Below are 21,344 nucleotides of genomic sequence, written 5' to 3'. Positions count from 1 at the left end.
AAACTCAGGGTGCGTGATGCTCGGACCGCCGGCGCACCCCGGACTTGAGGTGAACGACAGTCATTAGTGCCACGAGTGGCGGTGCTGCTTAGTTCCTGCAATTAGTCTAGTTGCTGGTGCACGTGGGAAGACCGGATGTGTCGCCGCCTGAACCGATCACCTTGACGGCTTCCCGGGCCTCGGCCAGGTTCTCGACTTTGACCACCCGAAGCCCGTCCGGGATGTGTCCCACCACTTCCGCGCAATTGGCAGCCGGGGCCAGGAACACCGTCGCGCCGTCCTCCTTTGCTCCGTACATCTTTTGCCCGATCCCGCCGATGGATCCCACGACGCCGTCGGGCGTGATGGTGCCGGTCCCGGCGATGTGTTTGCCGCCGGTCAGGTCCCCGGGCGTCACGGTGTCGACGATGCCGAGGGCGAACATCATGCCCGCGCTGGGGCCGCCCACCTTGTCGAGGGAAATCTTCACTTCAAAGGGGAATTTGAAGTCGTACTGCAGCAGCACCCCGAGAATGAACTTGCCTGCGGCGTTCTCGGTGGGGGTGATGGTCTCCGTGACGGGAGCGCCGTCCCGAGTGACGACGACGGTGGCGGGCTTTCCGTTTCCGGCTGCCAGTTCCTCCTGGACGACGCGGAGCGACGTCACGGGTTTGCCGTTCACGGTGGAAAACACATCGCCGGCCTGCAGCTTGCCGGCCGAGGCCGACTGGTCCGCAAGGTCCGCCACCAACAGCTTTTGTTCAAACGGAATGCCGAGTTCCTTCAGGGCGGAGGCCGTGGCGTTCTCCTGGGATGTGGTCATCGCCACTGCGCTCTCCTGCTGGGACTCCTCCTTCGTGACCCCTGTGGGAAAGATGAGCTCCTCCGGGTAGACGGCCTTTGACTTGTCCAGCCATGCTGAAAAGGCCTCGAACACGCTGACCGGGCCGTTGGGTCCGCCGTCGACATAGACGGTGGTGAGGTCAAGGTTCCCCTTGGCCGGAAACGTCTCGCGGCCCGTCACGCTGATGACCGGTTTGCCGTTGTCATTGGCCAGGGTATTAAAAGTGGGGCCGGGCGATTCCACAACATACGGCACGGGGAGGCTGGCGGCAGTGATACCCAGCGCGAGTGCCAACAACCCGGAGGCCACCATCGCCGGGTAGCGATTGTCGCGTGCTTTGGCACGACGGGACTTCGGCCGGCGGGAAAGCGTGCCGTGAGTGGTCCCGCCGTCGTGTTCCGAATCCGCGGGATCCCCGGGAACCTGGCCACCCTGAGTAATTGTCAATGAAGGACCTCTCCGCACCTGCGCCCGTGGACGCGGCACTGTGGCTGCGCCCGATCAGAATGCCGGCAGCCTGCAAATATTCCGATTACTAACACTACGCGTTTGAGCCGGCCCGTACGCTCTTTGCCCACAGCGAACGGGGCCGGATTCGGCAGACAGCCGCCGATGCCCCGGGGTACCGTGAAGGTGATCAACAGTCACACCGACGATCGGCGGGATCATGACCTCCAACCCACTCAATCCGTCCAATGGCGACGACGACACCCCGAAGGATCCGCTTGCGGAAATGCTTCAAAACCTCATGGGTGGCAAGGGCATGGGCAACATCGACCCCGCCGAACTGGCCAAGGCGGCCGGTCTTCCCGACGATCCGAATCTCCTGGCCCAGATGTTCTCGCAGGTCCAGGCCATGATGAGCGCATCCTCCGAGGGGCCCGTCAACTGGCAGCTTGCCCACGAGAACGCCCGCCGGGTGGCTGCCAGCGGATCCGACCCCTCGGTCACATCACAGCAGTCACGGGAAATCGATGAAGCATTGCGCCTCGCCGAGTTGTGGCTGGACCAGGTGACTGAGCTTCCCGCCACCGGCCTGATCGGCCGGGCCTGGTCCCGCGCGGAATGGGTCGAGGAAACGCTCGGGACGTGGAAGCGGCTCACCGAGCCGGTAGCCAACAGTATTGCCAATGCGCTGTCCACCGCCATGACCGAGCAGATGCCCGAGGAAATGAAGTCCATGATGGGCGGGGCGTCCTCCATGCTGCAGAACATGGGCGGGGCCATCTTCGGCATGCAGCTTGGCCAGGCCATTGGCGCCCTCTCCGCCGAAGTGGTCAGCTCAACAGACATCGGAGTGCCGCTGGCGGACCTGGAGATGGCCCTCCTGCCGGCCAACGTGGCCAAATTCGGTGAAGGCCTGAGCCTGCCCGAGAACGACATCCGGCTGTTCCTGGCTGTCCGGGAAGCTGCCCACGCACGGCTCTTCGTCCAGGTGCCCTGGCTCCGCGGGCACCTCCTGGGTGCCATCGAGGCCTATGCCCGGGGCATCCACATCGACACCTCCAAGATCGAGGAACTCGCCCGGGAGATCGATCCCAGCAACCCGGAAGGCATCCAGGAGGCGCTGTCCCAAGGCGTGTTCATGCCCCAGCGGACCCCGGCGCAGGACCAGGCACTGGAAAAACTCGAAACCGCGCTGGCCCTCGTGGAAGGCTGGGTGGACGAACTGACCGCGGCGGCCACCGAGAAGTTCCTGCCGTCCGCGTCTGCGCTGCGCGAGACGGTCCGGCGGCGCCGCGCCACCGGCGGCCCGGCCGAACATGCCTTCTCGTCCCTAGTGGGACTGGAGCTGCGTCCCCGGCGCCTCCGCGAAGCTGCCACCTTGTGGGCCTCCCTCAAGGAGGAGCGTGGCACCGAGGGCCGGGACGCCATCTGGCACCACCCGGACCTGCTGCCCACCGGCGAGGACCTGGACGATCCGCAGGGGTTCAGTGCACGCCGCAAGCTCGCCGAAGCGAGTGACACCGAGGTGGACGACGCCCTTCAGAAGCTGCTGAATGGCGGATTCGACGCACCGGCCAAGGACGACGACGCGGCGGGCAACGACGAAGATGCGTCAGGCAAGGACGACGAAGCCTCAGACAAGGACGACGACGGCGGGACGCCGAAGGCCTGACGCGCCGGCCAACCTGCGAACGAGCCAGGCATTGACGAAACCACGGTTTCGTCAATGCCTGGCTCTTCTGTACCTGGCGTCGCGTCCGGTTCGCACGTCAGGTCCGCATCGCCGCCTGGCGAGTCGGAGTCCGGTGCCATGCCCCGCGAGGTGGCGAACGCAACGCCTTCGAGGAAAGCCTTTGCCCGTTGCGTCTCGGGGTAGGCCTCCAGCAGACGCCAGAACGCGGCGTTGTGCCCGGCGACCAGCAAGTGCGCCAGCTCGTGGAGCAGCACGTAGTCGATGACCCACTGCGGCATGGTCCGCAGCTTGTCCGAGAGCCTGATGGTTCCGTCTGCCGGAGTAGCCGAACCCCAGCGGGAATTCTGGTTGCTGACCCAGCGCACGGACGACGGCGCGGACCGCCCGCCAAGGTACTTCGCCGAAAGCCCGGCTGCATGCGACGCGAGGGCTGCATCCGAGGCCGGGCGGCGACGTCCCGCCCCGCGCGAGCGCCGGGCCCCCTGCAGCCGGAGTTTCTCCAACATCCGGTGCACCCATTCACTTTCCTGCGCCTTGCTGAAATGCGCCGGGATGGCCACCACGGCTGTGCCGTTCTCCCAGAACGCTGCCACGGTCCGGCGGCGGCGCGCGGAACGCCGCACCACGACGGGTGCTCCGTCGGGAGTGGTCAGCGGAATCGCTTGCGCTCCCCCGGCCATCAGGCGCTGGTGCTTTCAGTGAGTACTTCAAGCACGGCTTCGCCATACTTTTCCAGCTTGGACGGGCCGATTCCGGCCAGCTGGGCCAGTTCTTCGAGGGTTGCGGGCCGCGCCTCCGCAATCGCCGTCAGGGTCGCATCGGTAAACACCACGAACGCCGGCACTTCGGCGGCCAGGGCCACGTCTTTCCGCCACTGGCGCAGCGCCTCGAACGTCTGTTCCTCGTAGCTCGGCGGGCATTGGCTGCAGCGGCCTACCTTCCGTTCGGCACCGGTGGACAGCATGCTTCCGCAGACCCGGCACATGGCAGGGGCGGCCGCCTTCCGCCGCGGGGCGGGGCCTTTGCCGCGCGCCGTCGAGCTGGCCACAGAGTCCGGCCGCAGGCCGTCCAGGAAACGCGAGGGCTTCCGGTTGGCCCTCCCGCCGGGGGTCCGGGCCAGGGACCAGGACAGTGAGAGGTGCTCGCGCGCCCTGGTGATGCCCACGTAGAGGAGCCGGCGTTCCTCGTCCACGTCCTCCGGGGAGTCGGCGAACGAGATCGGCATAAGGCCCTCGCAGAGCCCCACGAGGAAGACGGCATCCCATTCAAGGCCCTTGGCAGCATGCAAGGACGCCAGGGTAACGCCCTGCACGGTGGGGGCGTGCTGGGCCAGGGAACGTTCCTGCAGTTCGTTGACAAAGTCCGAGAGGGTGAACTGTGGCCCGCGGCTCAGCACCAGCTCATCTGCCAGCGCAACCAGCGCGGCCAGCGATTCCCAGCGCTCGCGCAGCGCCCCGCCGCTATGCGGGGCGGATTCGGTGTAGCCAAGGGACGCCACAATGTCCCGGACCAGTTGCCCGAGGGGATCGGGTGCCGAGGTTTCGGCGGCGGCCCGGGTGGCTGCCCGGAGCTGGAGGATTGCATCACGGACTTCCTTGCGGGCGAAGAACCGCTCTCCGCCGCGCAGCTGATAGCCGATCCCGGCCGAGGCCAGGGCCTGTTCATATGCCTCGGACTGTCCGTTGGTGCGGAACAGCACGGCGATCTCGCTAGCCGGTGTTCCGGCGTCGAGCAGTTCCCGGATCTTGATCGCTACGGTGGCTGCCTCGGCCTCATCGTCGGCGCATTCGGTGAACTGCGGCTGCGGTCCGGGCTGCCGTTGTGCGACCAGTTTGAGCGGCGCCGCCCATGCCGCGTCCGCGACCGGCCCTCCGCTGCGCCGTCCGGCGAGGAGGTCATTCGCGAGTTTGACCACCTGCGGCGTGGAGCGGTAGTCCCGGATCAGCTTGACGACATTGGCGCCGGGGTACATGGCCTTGAAACCCAGCAGGTGCTTCGGCGATGCACCGGTGAACGAGTAAATCGTCTGGCTGGCGTCACCCACGACGCATAGTTCATCGCGCCCGCCCAGCCAGAGTTCCAGGAGCCGCTGCTGCAGCGGCGAAACGTCCTGGTATTCGTCCACCACAAAGTGCCGGTACTGTTCGCGGACAGTGGCCGCCACTTTCGGGTCCTCCTGCAGGATCCCCACGGTGATCAGCAGGACGTCCTCGAAGTCGATGACGTTGCGGTCGGTTTTCACGTCCTCATAGGACTGGAACACCCGGGCCACGGCCGTGAGGTCGAATCCGCCGGGGTTGCCGCGGTCCTGGGCGTTCTCGAGGTAGTTCGCGGGCGTCAGCATGGATACCTTGGCCCACTCGATCTCCGAGGCGAGGTCCCTGATGGACGCGCGGTCCGTGCTGAGCCTCAGGCGCCGGGCAGCTTCGGCGATCATCTGCGCCTTGTGGTCGAGGAGGTTCGGCAGGGCGCCGCCGACGGCCTGTGGCCAGAAGAACTGAAGCTGCCGCAGGGCTGCGGCGTGGAAGGTCCGTGCCTGGACATTGCCGACGCCGAGGTCACGGAGCCGGCTCCGCATCTCGGCCGCGGCGCGGGAGGTGAAAGTCACGGCCAGCAGCCGCTGCGGACTGTAAACGCCTGAGTGAACGCCGTAGGCGATCCGGTGGGTGATGGCGCGCGTCTTGCCTGTGCCTGCACCGGCAAGCACGCACAGGGGCCCGTTCAGCGTGCTCGCTACTTCCCGCTGTTCGTCGTCCAGCCCGCCAAGAATGCGGTCTTCCAGGGACCGGTTGTCCGGCGAAGCGGAATCGGCGGGGGCACTGTCACCGGGGGCGGTGCGTTCAAAATTGTCAGTTGTCACTTGCTGCTCAGTCGATCGGTGGGGTCAGGTGGTGGGGTCCGCTGTGCGCGGGGAGGTCATTCGTTGGCGGGCCGGTCCTGGATGACGCCGCCGTACCAGTGCTCAATCAGTGACCGCGCAATGGAGAGCCGGCTGGAGATGACGATTTCCCCGCTCAGCACGGCGTCCTGGAGTTCCGCTCGGCTGAACCATCGCGCCCGGGTGACCTCCACGCCGTCGGGCGTTGCCTCGGTATCGGATGTCCTCGCCGTGAACCCGAGCATCAGGGAGGCCGGAAACGGCCACGACTGCGAACCAAGGTACTGGGTTGCCGTAATCCGGACCCCCACCTCTTCCTGGATCTCGCGGACGACGGCCTGCTCGAGCGACTCACCCGGTTCCACGAAACCGGCCAGTGTGGAGTAGTTCTTCGCATCGAGTGGCCCGCCGCCGCCCAGCAGCAGCCGGTCATCGGGGCCGACGACCGTCACGATGATGGCGGGGTCGGTCCGGGGATAATGTTCGGAGTTGTCCGCCGGACACCTGCGGACCCACCCGCCGGCCTCAACGAGCGTCGCCGCACCGCACCGGGGGCAGTGCACGTGGGTGGCGTGCCAGTTGGCGATCGCACTGGCCTCGACAAAGAGGGCCGTATCGGTGGCATTCAGGCGGGCAGCAACGTCGCGGAACCCCGTCCACACGGCGTCCGCGGGAATTCCGGCGATGCCGCGTTCAAACTGCTCCGCCCGGACCTCAAAAGGTTCTTCGAGGACAAAGAGGACGATGTCCGTACCTTCCTCCACGTCCGAGCTGCCCAGCGCGGAACCGAGGTAGATGATCATTGCCGGCGGCAGTCCGGCCTCGCCAAGGTTCTCCGCGAGGCCTGCGGCTTCCGTCAGCAGCAGGCTGTCGCCGCGCACGAGGGCCTGCCGGTGCGAGAGGACCATGGCCAGCGACCGTCCGGAACTGACAACGGATTCGACCATGCCCGGCTTCATCCGGGCGCCGGACCCTCGGTCAATCAGCGCGGGACGGACCGGAAGGACGGTGTCCATCAGGTGGTTTGCCGGGAGCCGCTTCAACGGGGCCCCACTGCCCGGGGCCGCACTTTCTGCCGCCTTATTTTGTTCTGCCCTATTTTGGGCTGCCGGGGACTCCGCAAGACTCATGTACCCACCGTACTGACTCCGGAAGACAATTGACATTTGCTCCGGCCGCCGCTGATGCCCCGGGAAGCCGTTCCCCGGCGTCGCCGGCACCGGAAATTGCAAGGTAAATCGTCCCGATCTGGAGACTCGCCGTAGTACATCGCCGTCTTGGGCGCCAGTCAATCTACCGTGGATGCGTGAGAAGAAAACCGATCGAACTGGCAGCTGTAGCAACTGCGGCAGTCCCCGGACTGACGCCCACCGCCGTGAGCTCGGCTCCCGACGATCCGGCGGACTTCGACTCGGCACTTCTCCTGGACTCCGAGGGCAAGCAGTGGCGGGTCCGTTCGCCCCGCCACGCGGAGGCAAGCGCCCGCCTGGAAACGGAGTTCATGGTCCTTCGTGCCTTTGCCCCGGGAGTCAGGGCCGAGCTGCCCTTCCTCATGCCCACAGTGGCAGGCACGGTGCGGCAGGGTGCACTCAGCACGTTCGTATACTCACACCTGGCGGGCACCACGCGCAGCGTCGAAGAGCTGACAGCCGGTTCGGAAGGACTGGCGAAGGAGATCGGCGCCGCTCTCGCGGCCATTCACGACCTGCCCCAGGCCCTCGTCAGCAATGCCGACCTCCCCAGCTACACCCCCAATGAGTTCCGGCAGCGGAGGCTCAACGAACTCGACCAGGCCGCGACCACCGGAAAGATCCCCCCTGTGCTGCTGCGCCGGTGGGAACATGCCCTGGAGGACGTCTCGCTGTGGCGCTTCAACCCCTGCGTTGTCCACGGCGACCTGCACGAGGACAACCTCCTGGTGGAGGGCGAACGGGTGACTGCCGTGACCGGGTGGACCGATTTGCGCATCGGGGATCCGGCCGACGACATGGCCTGGCTGGTCGCCTCCAACGAGCAAAGCTTCGTCGACTCGGTGCTCCGCCACTACACGGCGAGCCGCAGGGACGCGCCGGACGCCCATCTGCTGCGCCGCGCAGCCCTCTCCGCCGAATTTGCGCTGGCCCAGTACCTGGTGAAGGGCCTGGCTGCCGGGGACCAGGCAATGATCGCCGAAGCTGAAGACATGCTCGCCTCGCTGGCTGAAGACATCACGGAGCACGGCGGACAGCCCATCAGCGTGGAACCTTTGCCGCAAACTGTCCCGGCCGTGCACGTGGAACCGGTGCCGCAGGATGAAAACGCGGGTACCACCGGCGTGCCCTCTGCAGCGCTCGCCGCGGAGCAGATTTCGGGATTGTCCGGCGCCCCGTCGGCGGATGCCATGCCGTCGGTGCACGTGGCACCGATCCCGGTCGATGCCGTCCCGGCCCCGCCGAGCCGGGAGTCAGGGGCTCCGGGGAACGCTGAACGCGGCGCCCCGGCCGAAAGGCCCGACCAAGTCGATGCCGCCCAGGAGGCTGGCGCGGACAGCGGAACCGCCGACGCGGCTGACGGAGGTAACCGGATCACTCCCCCGGCCGCGCTTTCAGCCGATGACACGTCCACGGCGGCCCTCAAGATTGTGGACGCAAAGTCCCACTAGCCGACGCGGCTGCCTTGGCTATGGCGGTGGTTCCCGCAAGGGCCGCTGTCACGATGTCCTCCAGCTGCTCCGCCGTGCCAAGGTCGTGGGGGCGGACCACCTGGTTTTCACCGACGTAGTAGAACGCTGCCCGGACGTTGTCGAGCGGGACTCCCTTCAGCCTCGCCCAGGCAAGACGGTAGACCGCCAACTGGACGGCCTTCACCTTCAGCTGTCCCGCGGCGGGGCGGCGGCCGGTTTTCCAGTCCACCAGGTCCCAGCCGCCGTCGGCGTCCCGGAACACGGCATCGATCCGGCCGCGCACCACGACGTCACCGATGCGTGTCTCGACCGGAACCTCGACATGGGCCGGTGCACGGTGCGCCCACTCCGAGTTCCGGAATGTTTCCACCATCGAGTCCAGCCCGTAGGCCTCATCAATGTGGTCGTCCGAACCGGGGGCCTCGTCCAGCTCCAGCATGCCTGCGGTGCCGAAGTATTCCTCCACCCAGGCGTGGAATGCCGTGCCTTTGCGTGCCGACATCCCCGGCTCCCTGGGAACCGGCCGTCGCAGCCGCGCCAGCACGGATCCGGGATCGTCGCCCAGATCCACAAAGGTTGACGCGGAAATGTGGCCGGGCAGGTGGACATCCTGCACGGTGGCCCGCCGGAAGCGGCGTTCCAGCAGCAGGGCGGCTTCGTGGGCCCAATTGGCGGCGACGCTTCGGAGCTGCCGGGTTTCCTGCCCGGCGGCGGGCGCGTTGGCGTCCCCCGCGGCTTCCGTGGCACCCCCGGCTTCCGTGGCTTCCGTGGCTTCCGTGGCACCGGCGGCCAAGGTTCCGCGGACCCGCGCGGCAGCCAGTTCCATGGCTGCCCGCCGCCCCGGGACCAGCCTGAGCCTGGTCCCGGTGCGCGGATCGGCGGGCCCCTCCAGCGGGTCATACGGCCACAGGGCCAGTTCGAGGTCCTGGGTCAAAGGACTTTCGGCCGGCAGCGATGCCTCCTCCACTGAGGCGGCATGGACGACGGCGGCGAGCTCCTGCGGTTCTGCCACCGGCTCTTCGGCGGGCAGGGATTCCACGGGGCCTGTTGGGTCGGCACCCGGGTGACCGACCCCGGCGAGGGGCGCCAGCTCGGACAGGAACGGCGACATGTCCGCCATTCCGGCCCGGGATCCGACCCAGGCCGCGCTGGAGACCCACAGCACGAATTTCGCCCGGGTGTAGGCAACATAGGCGAGCCGGCGTTCCTCTGCCTCGCCGTGAGCCTGGACGTCCGCTTTGAAGTCCTTCTCCGCGTCCAGCCAGCCTTTTTGATCCGGTTGGTCCAGGTCCCACTGCGGCAGATCGGCGTGGTCCCCGCGCAGCGGCCAGGGCAGGGCTGCGCTGCCGCTGCTCCAGCGCGAATCACGGCTGCTCGGAAACGCGCCGGCGTTGAGCCCCGGAACGAACACAACATCCCACTCCAGGCCCTTGGACGCGTGCACGGTCAGCAGCTGGACGGCTTCATGGTTGACGTCCGGGGCGGCGACGTCCAGGCCGCCCTCCTCCGCGGCCGCAGCCTCCAGCCAGGCCAGGAAAGCCAGGACGTCAACACGGTGCGACGTGTGGAGGAACCCTGCCGCGGCATCCTGGAATGCATCCAGGTTCCTGCGGGCCTGATGGATGCTGATGCCGGGACGGGCCGCCACTTCGATGTCAAGGAGCATGGCCCGCTCCACTTCACCCAGCAGGGTGGTGAGGTCATCACCCATAAAACCCCGGAGCTGCCGGAGTTCTGACGAAAGGGCGTGCAGCCGGTTCAGCGCCTCCGTGCTCAGCGCGCGGCCGTGGGCCGACGTCCAGCCTTCCCGTGGCAGCCAGTCCAGGGCTTCCACCAGGCTCGGCGAATCGGTGATGTCGCTTTCGATAACGGCAGTGTCGGCGTCGTCGGCTTCATCCCCGTCCGCATCCGGACGGCCGCGGCGCCGTGCGAGGAATGAAGACCAGTCCCGGAAGGCCATGAGGTCAGCCGGACCTATTCGCCAGCGTGCCCCGGCCAGCAGCCGCATGAGGGAGTCCGAACGGCCCGGATCCGCCAGGACCCGCAGGGTCGCGACGAGATCCACGATCTCGGGGGTGTCCAGGAGGCCGCCCAGGCCCACAATCTCGTAGGGGATACCGCGTAGCTCGAACTCACGCCGGATGCATTCCATCTGTGCACGCCGGCGGCAGAGGACTGCCATGGCCGGAGGAATCCGGTCCTCGCCGGCGGTGTCCTCGAAGTCCGTGACACGGTAGCGCAAAACGTCCGACGCGATGGCTTTGGCTTCGTCCTCGTCCGTCGCGAAGCGCCCGATGACGACCTGCCCCTGGGCCGCTGCGGGGCTTGGCTGCAGCGGCGGGACCTCCACGGAATCACCTGACTCGCGCTCCCCCGCCGGACCGGTCCGGGCGGCAGCGGCGCTCAGCGGCGCTGAGATGACGTTGGCCGCGGACAGGATGTTCCGCCCGTTGCGCCAGGCAGTTGTCAGGTATGACGTTGGCGCCACCGCGAAAAGACCGCGGAACGGTCCTTCACCGTGCCCGGTTCCCGCCAGACCGGCATCCGCGGCGTCGGCCCCGCTCCCCGTCTCACCCACCAGGACCGGGAATTCCCGGACAAAGTGGAAGAGCTGGCCGGCAGAGGCACCCCGGAACCCGTAGATCGACTGGTTGGGATCGCCGACTGCCGTCACGGCGTGGCCGCCGCCGAAGAGCCTGGAGAACAGGACGAGCTGGGCATGCGAGGTGTCCTGGAATTCGTCCAGAAGCACCACCTTAAACCGCTGGCGTTCCACTTCGGCGGCCAACGGGATCTCGTTGGCAACCCGCGCGGCGAGGGCCACGAGGTCGCCGAAGTCCAGCGCGCCGCGGACCCGTTTGGCTTCCGAGTACCGGCCCACCATTTCGGCCACGCTGGCCCGCGTACGCAGCAGCGCGCCAAGTTCCCCTGCGGCCTGTGTCGGGTTCTTTTTGGCTCCGGCCATGTAGGGCAGGGCGTCAAATTCGGCGACGCGGTCCATCAGCCAGGCCTGCACCTCGCGAGGATCTCGCAGGTGTTCAGCGCACTCTCCGGCGAGCTGGATGACTGCTTTCACGAGGGTGGATTTGGCAGCGCGGAAGTGCTCGTATTCGCCGTCGAAGGCCTCCACGACTTCGCTGGCCAGCTGCCACGCCTGCGCTCCGCCCAGGAGCACAACATCACGTTCGACGCCGAGGCGGAGCCCGTAGTCGGACACGATGCCGCTGGCGTAGGAGTGATACGTGGAAACCTTGGGTTCCAAGGCATCCTCGCTGAGCAGGCCCGCCGGAAAAATCGTGTGGTGCGTGTCCTCCGCGGCAATGCGTTGGAGGGCCGCCAGTTTGGCCCGGATCCGGCTGGCCAGCTCACCGGCAGCCTTCCGCGTGAACGTGACACCCAGGACTTCTTCCGGCCGGACCCATCCGTTGGCAACGAGCCACACAACGCGGTCTGCCATCGTGGCGGTCTTCCCGGATCCTGCCCCGGCAATCACCAGCCGCGGAGTAAGCGGCGAGGAAATAATGGCGGACTGCTCAGCAGTGGGACTGTTGCGTTCGCCCAGCATGGCAGTCAGCTCTTCCGGGGAAAAACGGGGGGCCGGGACGTCGTGGGGCGTCGTCATTCGGTTACCTGCTTTCCGCGCGGACAAAGGGGACAGACCTCGGGCAGCCGGCAGCCATGGCCGCCGTGGCCTGACTTTGCCGGATCATGGCGCGCCTCGAAATGGCTGCCGGACATGAGCTGCGCGGCCTCGTCCACCATATCGAGCGCCCAGTTCCCGGAGCCGTCCAACGGCTCCTGGACCTGGATGCCGGGGCTCTTGTTGCTGGTGCCAAGCTGGGCCAATACAGCCCCTCCCGGCTGAACACCGCCGGCCGGTGTGCCCGTCTCAGTGAACCCGCCGGCCAGCACCGCGGCCTGATAGGCACCCAGCTGGGGGTGGCGGGACAGCTCGGCCTTGGACGGCTGGCGCTTGCCCGTTTTGATGTCCACGATCACGAGGCGTCCTTCGGAATCGATCTCCAGCCGGTCCACCTGTCCGCGGAGTACCGAAAACCTCACCGCGGGTTCAGCGTCAGCTCCTGCCGGCGCTTCCGTGCCGGGCTGCGGGTCATCGACGATGTCCGGCAGCTTCACTTCGAAGTCCCGTTCGACGCCGACAAGGCTCCTGCCTTCACTGCGCATGACGAGGATGTACTGGGCCAGCTTCCGGACCATGGCTTCGGCCCGCTGGAAATCCAGCTTGCCTTCCCAGTTGTCCTTCATGCCGAGCGTCGGCCACCGCCGGACGAGCTCTGCCACGTATTCCGCGCCCGAAGCATCCGGAAGGTCCTGGGCAATGGCGTGGACCAAGGTCCCCAGGCTCCTCGCGAAGTCGGTGGCCGCTTCCCCGCCGGCAGCCTGGATGAACCAATCTAGGGGCGACTTTTGGACGGTTTCCACCTTGGACGGTGAGACGAACACGGTCCCTCCGGGCGGCACAATCCGCTCCCCGGAAGAGAGCGGCGCAAGCCCCCACCATGAATCGGGATGGGCACCGGGTACGGATGGTTCGACTGCGGCGAGGCCGGCAAGCACACTGGCGGCTTCGACCGATTCGGCAGCGTACCTGCCGTCCAGCTGGGCGTACTGACGGAGTTCGGCCACGAGGGCGCGGAGTGTCAGCGGCCGTTCCACGGGGGTGAAACTCCGACAGTCCTGCCCGGGATGCAGCGGTGCAACGTAGTCGAGGAAAGAGGAGGGCTGCTCGTCCTCCGATGAAACGGCGGTGCAGATCAGTACTTCACAGGCCCGGGAGACAGCCGTGGAAAAGCTGCGGAGTTCGTCATAGCGGATCTCGCGCAACCTGCTGATCGGTCCAAGCTGCAGGGCGTGGTCCACGCCGTGCTCCACAGCGTCGGCGAACAGCGTGCTGCCGAGGAGCTCCCCCCGGAGCCTGGTGTTGGGCCAGACTCCTTCCTGCAACCCCGCAACAATGACAACGGGCCATTCGCGTCCTGCTGCACTCGCGGGCGTCATGAGTTCCACGGCGTCCTCCAGCTGTGCCCGGGCCGCGAGGGTGTCCATGGGCAGCTCCTGGCTGAGCAAATACTCAAGGAACTGGTCCGGCCCTGAACCCGGCAACTGGTCCACATAGCGTTCGGCCGTGTGGAACAGGGCCATCATGGCGTCCAGGTCGCGGTCTGCCCTGGCCCCCGACGTTCCACCTGCCAATGCCGCTTCAGTCCACCGCCCGGCCAGCCCCGTAGAGTTCCAGAGCGCCCACAGCACGGTTTCCGCGTTTCCGCCCGGTTCGCGCGCAGCCGCCTGCCCGGCCTGGATCATCCGGGCGACACGGCGGGCAGAGTGGCCCTCGATCCCCATGGTGGCCAGGGCGCCCGGCTCGAGCAGCGATTCGACGAGCAGGGCATCGCTGGTGCGGCCTCCGCCGCCGAGGATCTCCTCGCGGCGCAGCGACTGCCGCAGCCTGCGCAACTCGATGGACGTCGCTCCGCCGATTCGGGAGGTCAGCAGCGAGACTGCGGATTCCGGCGTCAGGACCGCAGGATCCAATGCCACGGCATAGGCGTCCAGCAAGGGCCGGACTGCCACTTCGTCGCGGACGGCCGATTCGGCCACCGGAACGCGCACGGGGATGCCGTGGCCGGCCAGGTGCCGCTGCAGCTGATTCAGCTGCCCGCCGTTCCGAACGATCACGGCGATGTCGCCAAGCTCCCGACCATGGTTCAGGTGCGCATCCAGAATGCGCTGCGCCACATACCGCAGTTCGTGGACCGGGGAGGGAAGGATGTGGCCCTCAACAATGCCCTCGTCGGCGGCATGGGTCCGAGCCGGTCCCCCTTCCGCTGAGTCTGCAGTTTCCAGCCGACGGGCTGACTGGCCGCCTGCCCGCTGCGAGATTCGTCCTGCAACGGACAGCCACGCCTCGGCAATGGCGGGACGATGGCGGTGGGTCACCCAGAGCGGCCGCTCCAGAACTGCGTCCTTAGCGTCCCCGTCGGCCCCGCCGGCGTCGGCGATGCCAGCAGGAGCAAGGAGGCGCGGCAACTCAGCCGTGAGATCGGGCCTGGCTCCGCGGAACCCCTGGACCACTGTGTCAGGCGACGACGTCACGTACACGTCCTTGCCCGCCGCGATGTCCGCCAGCAGCTCGAACACAGCCGGGTTGGCTTCCTGGATGTCGTCAACGAGGATCAGCTGCAGGCGGTCCCGCTCGGCGGCCAGGAATTCCGGGGCGTCCTGAAAGATCTGGCGGGCCGCCGTGATGATCCCGGCGGGGTCGAAAGCCTCCGGCATCCGCAGGTCCAGCACGTCCCGGTACTCGGCGTACAGCGCGGCGGCCGCAATCCAGTCCGGGCGGCTGCACTGCTGCGCCAACGCCACAAGGTCATCGGGTGTCCGGCCGGATTCGATGATCCGGTCAAAGAGCTGGCGTACCTCCTGGCGAAAACCGCGGGTTTCCAGCGCGGCCCCCAGATCATCCGGCCATGGCAGCTCCAGGCCCGGCAGGGCGTGGCCTTCGAGAAGTTCCTTGATAATGAGGTCCTGCTCGGGTCCCGAGAGAAGCCGCGGCGGCCGCGGCAGCGGCAGGATGCCTTCGGCCTTGGCCCGCCGGATCAGATCGAAGGCGTAGGAGGCCCAGGTGCGGGCCGGCGTGGTGCTGAGGCTCCTGTTGAGCCGGGCAGTGAAGCGGTCCCGGAGGGAATCGGCGGCAAGCCGGCTTGGCGCCAGGACCAGCATCCGTTCCGGATCCACGCCGTCACGCTCGGCCCTGCGTACGGCAGCTTCAATGAGCACGGTGGACTTCCCTGTCCCCGGGGCTCCGGGAACCAGGACGGGGCCGGATCCGTGCGGCACATCCACGGCCGCCTGCTGGTCCAGTGACAGTACCGGAACCACGCTGTGTACCTGCCGGGGAGGCAGGAGCCTGAGTCCGGCGGCTGATCCCGCCTGCCGTGCCGCTGTCAGCTGAGCTGTTTGCTGGAGTGGATGTTTGGCTGGCTGCCGGGCTGGTGGCTCGCCTGCCCGGATTCCGGAAGAGTCGAAGGTAACTGTCACACAGTCATTTCATCATCCGGGGCCGACATTTTATGGAGCCGCCGCTCCAGCCTCTCGGCGATTGCGTCGATGAGGTCAAAGTCACCGTCTTCGGGGGCCCAGCGGGCTGCCATAAGGTCCACGCGCCAACGTCCTTCGCCGGTCCGGAGGAAGTCCTGGTAGCGGCCAAGGAGCGGGGTCCCTTCGCGGACGTAGAACTGCAGGGCCTCGGCTTCGAGTCCCTGTGGTGCCTCGCCGTTCGCCCTCAATACGCGCCACCAAGGAACGCCGCTGCCATGGTGGCTCATCACGGACCCGACCTGCCGTGCTCCGCCGGAGCCGAGGAGCTCGGCGACATCGCCGTAGGCAACCGCGGCTCCCGGAGGGACGAGCTCAACCATGGCGAGCACCGCCTCGACATACTCCGTGCGCATGAATCCAGCTTAACGGTTCCCCCAGGATACCCGGGCGTCTGGGCGCCGGGGCCCGATAGCCGGCTGGGCCGCAGTCCCTGTGGGAGGCGGGCGGCACGCCAGCGGCCTGGCACAAAACTGTCTGTGGCAGCAGGTAGTTTTGAAACATGAGCTCCTCGATCACCAGCACCATCTCGAACACCAGCATCTCCAACACCACGGCCACCTGGGACAAACGGCCCCGGGCAGCCTTCGATCTGGAAACCACCGGCCGCAACTCGCGTGCCGCCCGGATCGTCACCGCGTCTGTCACTGTGGTGGATGCCGAGGGCAGTGTCGTCAAGGAGCACGAGTGGCTCGCGGATCCCGGAGTCGAGATCCCCGCGGAAGCCAGCGAAGTCCATGGCGTGACCACCGAAAAGGCAAGGCAGGAGGGCCGTCCGGCCGCGGAGGTCACCCGCGAACTGGCCGCGGTGCTGCAGGGCCTGTTCGACGACGGTGTTCCCGTGATCGCTTTCAATGCCAGCTATGACTTCACGGTGCTGGCCGCCGAGTCGGCCCGGTACGGCATTCCGCAGCTGAACCGCTTCCCGGTTCTGGATCCGTACATCATGAACAAGCAGGTGGACCGGTACCGCAAGGGCAAAAGGACGCTGACCGCCCTTTGCGAGGAGTACAACGTCAACCTCGATAACGCCCACACGTCCGCAGCGGACGCCCTCGCCACGCTCCGGATGCTGGACGCCATGGCCGGAAAGTTTCCCAAGCTCCGGATGCCTGCGGGCCAGCTGCACCAGCTGCAGGTCGGCTGGGCAGCAACCCAGGCCGCGGACTTCCAGACCTACCTCCGCAAGACCAAGCCCGCCGCCGTGATCGAAGGCGACTGGCCGGTGCTCCCGCCTGAGGACGCCAGCAGGGGCGACTTCTAGCCGCCCAACCCGCGGCAGGACCTCAGTGGGAATGGCCCCATTGCTTGGCACTCTGGGATGAGGATCACACGCTTCATGGGGCTCGCAGGATTCCAAGCCCGGCCAGCGCAATTTTCCATGTCGCCGTGAGACCGCACCAGCAACAACCCAGGTGAGCCCCACGGCAATATAGTGCAGCTATTCAGGCCTGACGCCGAACATTATGCGGAAGTGACTCCCCGCTGGCTTCGCTGACATAATTAAGTTCAAAAGCGTGCTTGTGCTATGCCCTGCCCGAGGCCAACTTCCTGAGGATAAATGATCACAGTTACTGACCTTCGAAAGGTCTACCGCCAGGGGAAAAAGGAAGTGGTGGCCCTCGACGGCGTCACCCTTTCCGTTCCCAAAGGTTCCATTCACGGAATCATTGGTCATTCCGGTGCCGGAAAATCAACCCTGGTACGTTGCCTCACGCTGCTCGATCGTCCGACAGCCGGGTCAGTCAGCATTGACGGCACCGAACTCAGCTCGGTCAGGGACTCCGAAATACGTGCGGCACGACGCCGCATCGGCATGGTTTTCCAGCATGCCAACCTCATGGACTCCCGCACTGCCGCGGGCAATGTGGCGCACCCCCTGGAGCTCGTCAAGACGCCGAAGGACAGGATCCGGTCCAAGGTTGCGGAACTGCTGTCCCTCGTGGGCCTCGAAGGGTTCGAAAACGCCTACCCTTCCCAGCTTTCCGGTGGCCAGCGCCAGCGTGTGGGCATTGCCCGCGCCCTGGCCGCCGACCCCGACGTCCTGCTGTGTGACGAACCCACTTCTGCCCTGGACCCGGCGACCACGGACGAAATCCTCGACCTCATCCAGGACCTCACCAGGCGCCTGCAGCTCACTGTGCTCATCATCACGCACGAGATGAACGTTGTTAAGCGTGTCTGCGACTCGGTATCGCTGCTGGCCAAGGGCCGCATCATCGAGCACGGGGCGCTGCAGGACGTGGCGGGCGACCTGGAGAGCAAACTGGCCAAAGCGCTCCTTCCGCTGCCGGCATCAGAGCCCCTGCATGGCGCACTCCAGGGCGGTCCCGTCCTGGAAATCCTGTTCGCCGGAGACAACGCCAAGGAACCTGTCCTTACCGGCGTTGCGCGGCACTTCGACATTGACCTCAATGTCCTGGCAGGCAGCGTCGAGACACTGGGCGGCCAGCAGTTCGGGCACCTGCGCGTCCAGCTCGCCGAGAATGCGGACTACGACGCCGTCCTCGCCTACCTCCACCAGCGAGGAATAGGCGCGAAGCTGGCCGAGACCAAATCAGCACCCGGCGATGCTGCTGAACTGAACGACGTGACGGGAAGGACCTCATGAACGACATCTTCAGCAACCCCGTCCTGGCCAAAGCCCTCCCCGAAGCAATCATTGAAACCCTGCAGATGGTCGGAATCTCGGCCTTCTTTACGGTGCTGGTGGGCCTGCCCCTCGGCGTTTTCCTGCACGTAACGGCTCCGGGCGGTCTCCGTCCAATGCCCGTCACCAACCGGATCATGAGCGACGTCATCGTCAACATCACCCGGTCCATCCCGTTCGCAATCCTGATGGTGGCGCTGATTCCGCTGGCCCGCCTGCTCACCGGCACGAGTCTCGGCCCTATCGCGGCGTCGGTCTCGCTGTCCATCGGCACCATCCCGTTCTTCGCCCGCCTGGTGGAAACCTGTCTCCGGGACGTCCATCACGGGAAGATCGACGCCGCCCAGGTCATGGGTTCCACCAAAATGCAGGTGATCAACAAAGTGATGCTGCGCGAATCGCTTCCCGCCCTCGTTGCGGCCACCACCACAACCGTGGTCACGCTGGTCGGATACTCGGCCATGGCGGGCCTGGTGGGCGGCGGAGGACTCGGGAAGCTCGCGTACAACTACGGCTTCCAGCGATTCGATGTCACGGTCATGATCGTCACCATCGTCTTGATCATCGTCCTTGTACAGGTCATCCAACTGGTGGGCGAATGGATCTCCCGCAGCCTGGACCACCGCTAAGCCAACCAACACCGATAGGCCGTCATCCAACGGCCCTCGGCAGTCTTCACCGCAGCAGGTAGCCGCCGGCTGCATCTATGCCGGAGACGGCGCCGGGCGCAAGCCCGGCGTCGAACTCCCAGCAATTCGAAAGGAACGCATCAGATGCGTAAATCACTCTCCCTTCTGGCCACCGGTATTGCCGCCGCACTGGCGCTGACGGCCTGCGGCGGTTCGTCCAGTCCCAGCGCCGACGTCAAGACCCTTGACCCCGCCAATCCCGTGACCCTGTCCGTCGGTGCCAGCCCGGTGCCGCAGGCAAAGATCCTGGAGTTCATCAACCAGGACCTCGCACCGAAGGCCGGCCTGAAGCTGGACATCAAGGAGATCGAGGACTACCAGACGCCGAACACCGCACTGAGCGACGGCTCGCTGGACACGAACTACTACCAGCACCTTCCCTGGTACGAAGACCAGGTGAAGACCAAGGGCTACAAGTTCGGCCACGGCGAAGGCATCCACATCGAGCCCTACGCCGCGTTCTCCGAGAAGATCAAGGACATCAAGGACGTTCAGGACGGCGCCAAGGTTGCCATCACGAACGACCCGTCCAACCAGGTCCGGGCGCTCAAGGTCCTCCAGGTGGCCGGGCTCGTGAAGGACATCAAGGACGATACCTCCGTGCTGACCCTCACCGACGAGCAGAACCCCAAGAAGCTCAAGTTCTCCGAAAACCAGCCCGAACTGCTGATCAACGACCTCAAGGACCCCTCGGTGGACCTTGCGCTGATCAACGGCAACTTCATCCTCAAGGCGGGCCTGAGCACCAAGGACGCCCTCGCTGTGGAGTCCGTGGAAAACAACCCGTACGCGAACTTCCTGGCCTGGCGCGAGGATTCCAAGGATGACGTCCGGATCAAGAAGCTCGACGAACTCCTGCACTCCCCCGAGGTCAAGGCCTTCATCGAAAAGGAATGGCCGAACGGTGACGTGACGGTGGCCTTCTAAGCCTTCCGCTACTCAGCACCAGCAGAAAATCCCCGTCTCCCGGACATTTCCCCTTCGCTTTTGGCGGGGATTCGTCCGGGAGGCGGGGATTTCTGTTGCGAGCCGTTTAGGCGGCGGGCACGGCTGCCGCGGCGGCGGCCCTGGCTGCGGCGGGAAGTGCGTCGAAGATCCGGTTCATGGCGGCGTCGTCGTGTGCTGCCGAGAGGAACCAGGCTTCAAAGACCGACGGCGGCAGGTAGACGCCGGAGTCCAGCATGGAGTGGAAGAACGGCGCGTAACGGAACACTTCCTGGCCCTGGGCATCCTCATAGTTGTGGACGCCGCGGGCCGAGGTGCCGAAGGCCACCGAGAACAGGTTGCCTGCCCGCTGGATGGAGTGGTCCACACCGGCTGCGTCCAGCGCCGAGGACAGCGCCGCGGACAACTCCAGCGAGCGGGCGTCGATGAACGAGTACACCTCGGGGGTGGCGTGGGTGAGGGTGGCGACGCCGGCAGCCATGGCCACCGGGTTTCCGGACAGCGTCCCCGCCTGGTAAACAGGGCCCAGCGGCGCCAGGTAGTCCATGATCTCGGCCCGGCCGCCGAGGGCCGCCGTCGGCATGCCGCCGCCGATCACTTTGCCGAACGTCAGCAGGTCCGGCGTCCACGGCTCGACGGCGTCTGCCGCGCCGCCGGTGAGGCCCCAGTAGCCGGAGTAGCCGGTGCGGAAGCCCGTGAGGACTTCGTCCACGATGAGCAGGGCGCCGTGTTCGCGGGTGATCCGCGAAAGGCCGGCATTGAAGCCCTCTCCGGGCGTGACAACACCCATGTTGGCCGGAGCCGCCTCCGTAATAACGGCGGCGATGTTGCTGCCGTGCGCGGCGAATGCGGCCTCGACCGCGGCGAGGTCGTTGTAGGGCAGCACCAGGGTCTCGGCGGCAGTGGCCGCTGTGACTCCGGCCGAACCGGGCAGGGCCAGCGTGGCCACGCCTGACCCGGCCGCGGCCAGGAGTCCGTCAAGGTGGCCGTGGTAGCAGCCGGCAAACTTGATGACCAGGTCGCGTCCGGTGAAGCCGCGGGCCAGGCGGATGGCGGTCATGGTGGCTTCGGTGCCCGTGGACACCATCCGGACGCGTTCGGCGGCAGGCACGCGTTCCTTGACGATCGCTGCCAGGTTGGCTTCGTCCGGCGTCGATGCGCCGAAGGAGAGTCCGCGGTCCACGGCGGCGTGGACTGCCTCGAGGACAGCCGGGTGGGCGTGGCCCAGCAGCGCGGGACCCCAGGAGCACACCAGGTCCACATACTCGGCGCCGTCGGCATCCGTCAGGTACGGGCCCTTGGCGGACACCATGAACCGCGGGGTCCCGCCAACGGAGCCGAAGGCCCGGACGGGTGAGTTGACGCCGCCCGGCATGAGCTGGCGTGCACGGTCGAAGAGTTCCTCATTGCGAGGAGAGCTGGAAGTCATGGGTCCTATTCT

13 protein-coding genes and 1 pseudogene are annotated in these 21,344 nt (G+C 66.6%); 6 read left to right on the top strand and 8 right to left on the bottom strand.

The genetic code is table 11. From position 1 onward, the window contains the following. Window positions 1-106: 106 nt before the first annotated feature. Window positions 107-1,270 (bottom strand): S16 family serine protease, encoded by a 1,164-nt coding sequence (locus AB0N24_RS01785; protein ID WP_364119577.1) that lies wholly within the window; start codon window positions 1,268-1,270, stop codon window positions 107-109. A 220-nt stretch (window positions 1,271-1,490) separates the two neighbouring features. On the opposite strand from AB0N24_RS01785, the gene AB0N24_RS01780 reads away from it, so the two are divergent. Then, the gene (locus AB0N24_RS01780) at window positions 1,491-2,942 is read left to right on the top strand and encodes a zinc-dependent metalloprotease (protein ID WP_364119574.1); all 1,452 of its coding nucleotides are present in this window, start codon (window positions 1,491-1,493) and stop codon (window positions 2,940-2,942) included. A 137-nt stretch (window positions 2,943-3,079) separates the two neighbouring features. On the opposite strand, the pseudogene AB0N24_RS01775 reads toward AB0N24_RS01780, so the two are convergent. The 3 genes and pseudogenes from AB0N24_RS01775 to nudC form a co-directional block, all read right to left on the bottom strand. After that, window positions 3,080-3,643: pseudogene (locus tag AB0N24_RS01775) on the bottom strand (M48 family metallopeptidase); the annotation flags it as partial. Beyond that, on the bottom strand, window positions 3,643-5,745 hold the full coding sequence (locus AB0N24_RS01770; protein ID WP_364119738.1) for an ATP-dependent DNA helicase UvrD2: 2,103 nt from the start codon (window positions 5,743-5,745) through the stop codon (window positions 3,643-3,645). The pseudogene AB0N24_RS01775 and the gene AB0N24_RS01770, both read right to left, overlap by 1 nt. Before the next feature lie 134 nt (window positions 5,746-5,879). Further along, window positions 5,880-6,857: an NAD(+) diphosphatase gene (nudC, locus tag AB0N24_RS01765; RefSeq protein ID WP_364119571.1), complete on the bottom strand. Its 978-nt coding sequence runs from the start codon at window positions 6,855-6,857 to the stop codon at window positions 5,880-5,882. Between the two features lie 290 nt (window positions 6,858-7,147). Here nudC and AB0N24_RS01760 point away from each other — a divergent pair, with 290 nt between their 5' ends. Continuing rightward, on the top strand, window positions 7,148-8,482 hold the full coding sequence (locus AB0N24_RS01760; protein ID WP_364119568.1) for a phosphotransferase: 1,335 nt from the start codon (window positions 7,148-7,150) through the stop codon (window positions 8,480-8,482). On the opposite strand, the gene AB0N24_RS01755 is transcribed toward AB0N24_RS01760, so the two are convergent. The 3 genes from AB0N24_RS01755 to AB0N24_RS01745 all read right to left on the bottom strand — a co-directional run bounded on the left by AB0N24_RS01755 (window position 8,454) and on the right by AB0N24_RS01745 (window position 15,975). Continuing rightward, a complete protein-coding gene (locus tag AB0N24_RS01755; protein ID WP_364119565.1) occupies window positions 8,454-12,125 on the bottom strand; it encodes an ATP-dependent DNA helicase in 3,672 nt (1,223 codons plus the stop codon). The genes AB0N24_RS01760 and AB0N24_RS01755 overlap by 29 nt on opposite strands. Next, the gene (locus tag AB0N24_RS01750) at window positions 12,122-15,472 is read right to left on the bottom strand and encodes an ATP-dependent DNA helicase (RefSeq protein ID WP_364119735.1); all 3,351 of its coding nucleotides are present in this window, start codon (window positions 15,470-15,472) and stop codon (window positions 12,122-12,124) included. The genes AB0N24_RS01755 and AB0N24_RS01750 overlap by 4 nt, the downstream gene beginning before the upstream one ends. A gap of 86 nt (window positions 15,473-15,558) precedes the next feature. Next, window positions 15,559-15,975: an MGMT family protein gene (locus AB0N24_RS01745; protein ID WP_364119562.1), complete on the bottom strand. Its 417-nt coding sequence runs from the start codon at window positions 15,973-15,975 to the stop codon at window positions 15,559-15,561. 146 nt (window positions 15,976-16,121) lie between these two features. Here AB0N24_RS01745 and AB0N24_RS01740 point away from each other — a divergent pair, with 146 nt between their 5' ends. From AB0N24_RS01740 to AB0N24_RS01725, 4 genes are all read left to right on the top strand, one after another. Then, window positions 16,122-16,883 (top strand): 3'-5' exonuclease, encoded by a 762-nt coding sequence (locus tag AB0N24_RS01740; protein WP_181038737.1) that lies wholly within the window; start codon window positions 16,122-16,124, stop codon window positions 16,881-16,883. Between the two features lie 297 nt (window positions 16,884-17,180). Then, the gene (locus tag AB0N24_RS01735; protein ID WP_364119558.1) at window positions 17,181-18,230 is read left to right on the top strand and encodes an ATP-binding cassette domain-containing protein; all 1,050 of its coding nucleotides are present in this window, start codon (window positions 17,181-17,183) and stop codon (window positions 18,228-18,230) included. After that, complete coding sequence (locus AB0N24_RS01730) at window positions 18,227-18,898, top strand: methionine ABC transporter permease (protein WP_104172205.1); 672 nt, start codon at window positions 18,227-18,229, stop codon at window positions 18,896-18,898. Before AB0N24_RS01735 ends, AB0N24_RS01730 begins: the two co-directional genes overlap by 4 nt. Window positions 18,899-19,042: 144 nt before the next feature. Then, complete coding sequence (locus AB0N24_RS01725) at window positions 19,043-19,885, top strand: MetQ/NlpA family ABC transporter substrate-binding protein (RefSeq protein ID WP_364119555.1); 843 nt, start codon at window positions 19,043-19,045, stop codon at window positions 19,883-19,885. A gap of 106 nt (window positions 19,886-19,991) precedes the next feature. Here AB0N24_RS01725 and hemL read toward each other — a convergent pair whose 3' ends face one another. Continuing rightward, on the bottom strand, window positions 19,992-21,332 hold the full coding sequence (hemL, locus tag AB0N24_RS01720; RefSeq protein ID WP_364119552.1) for a glutamate-1-semialdehyde 2,1-aminomutase: 1,341 nt from the start codon (window positions 21,330-21,332) through the stop codon (window positions 19,992-19,994). Window positions 21,333-21,344 lie beyond the last annotated feature (12 nt).

This window comes from Arthrobacter sp. NPDC093128 (assembly GCF_040683875.1).
Lineage (GTDB): Bacteria > Actinomycetota > Actinomycetes > Actinomycetales > Micrococcaceae > Arthrobacter.
This window is presented reverse-complemented; position numbering and strand designations above follow the sequence as displayed.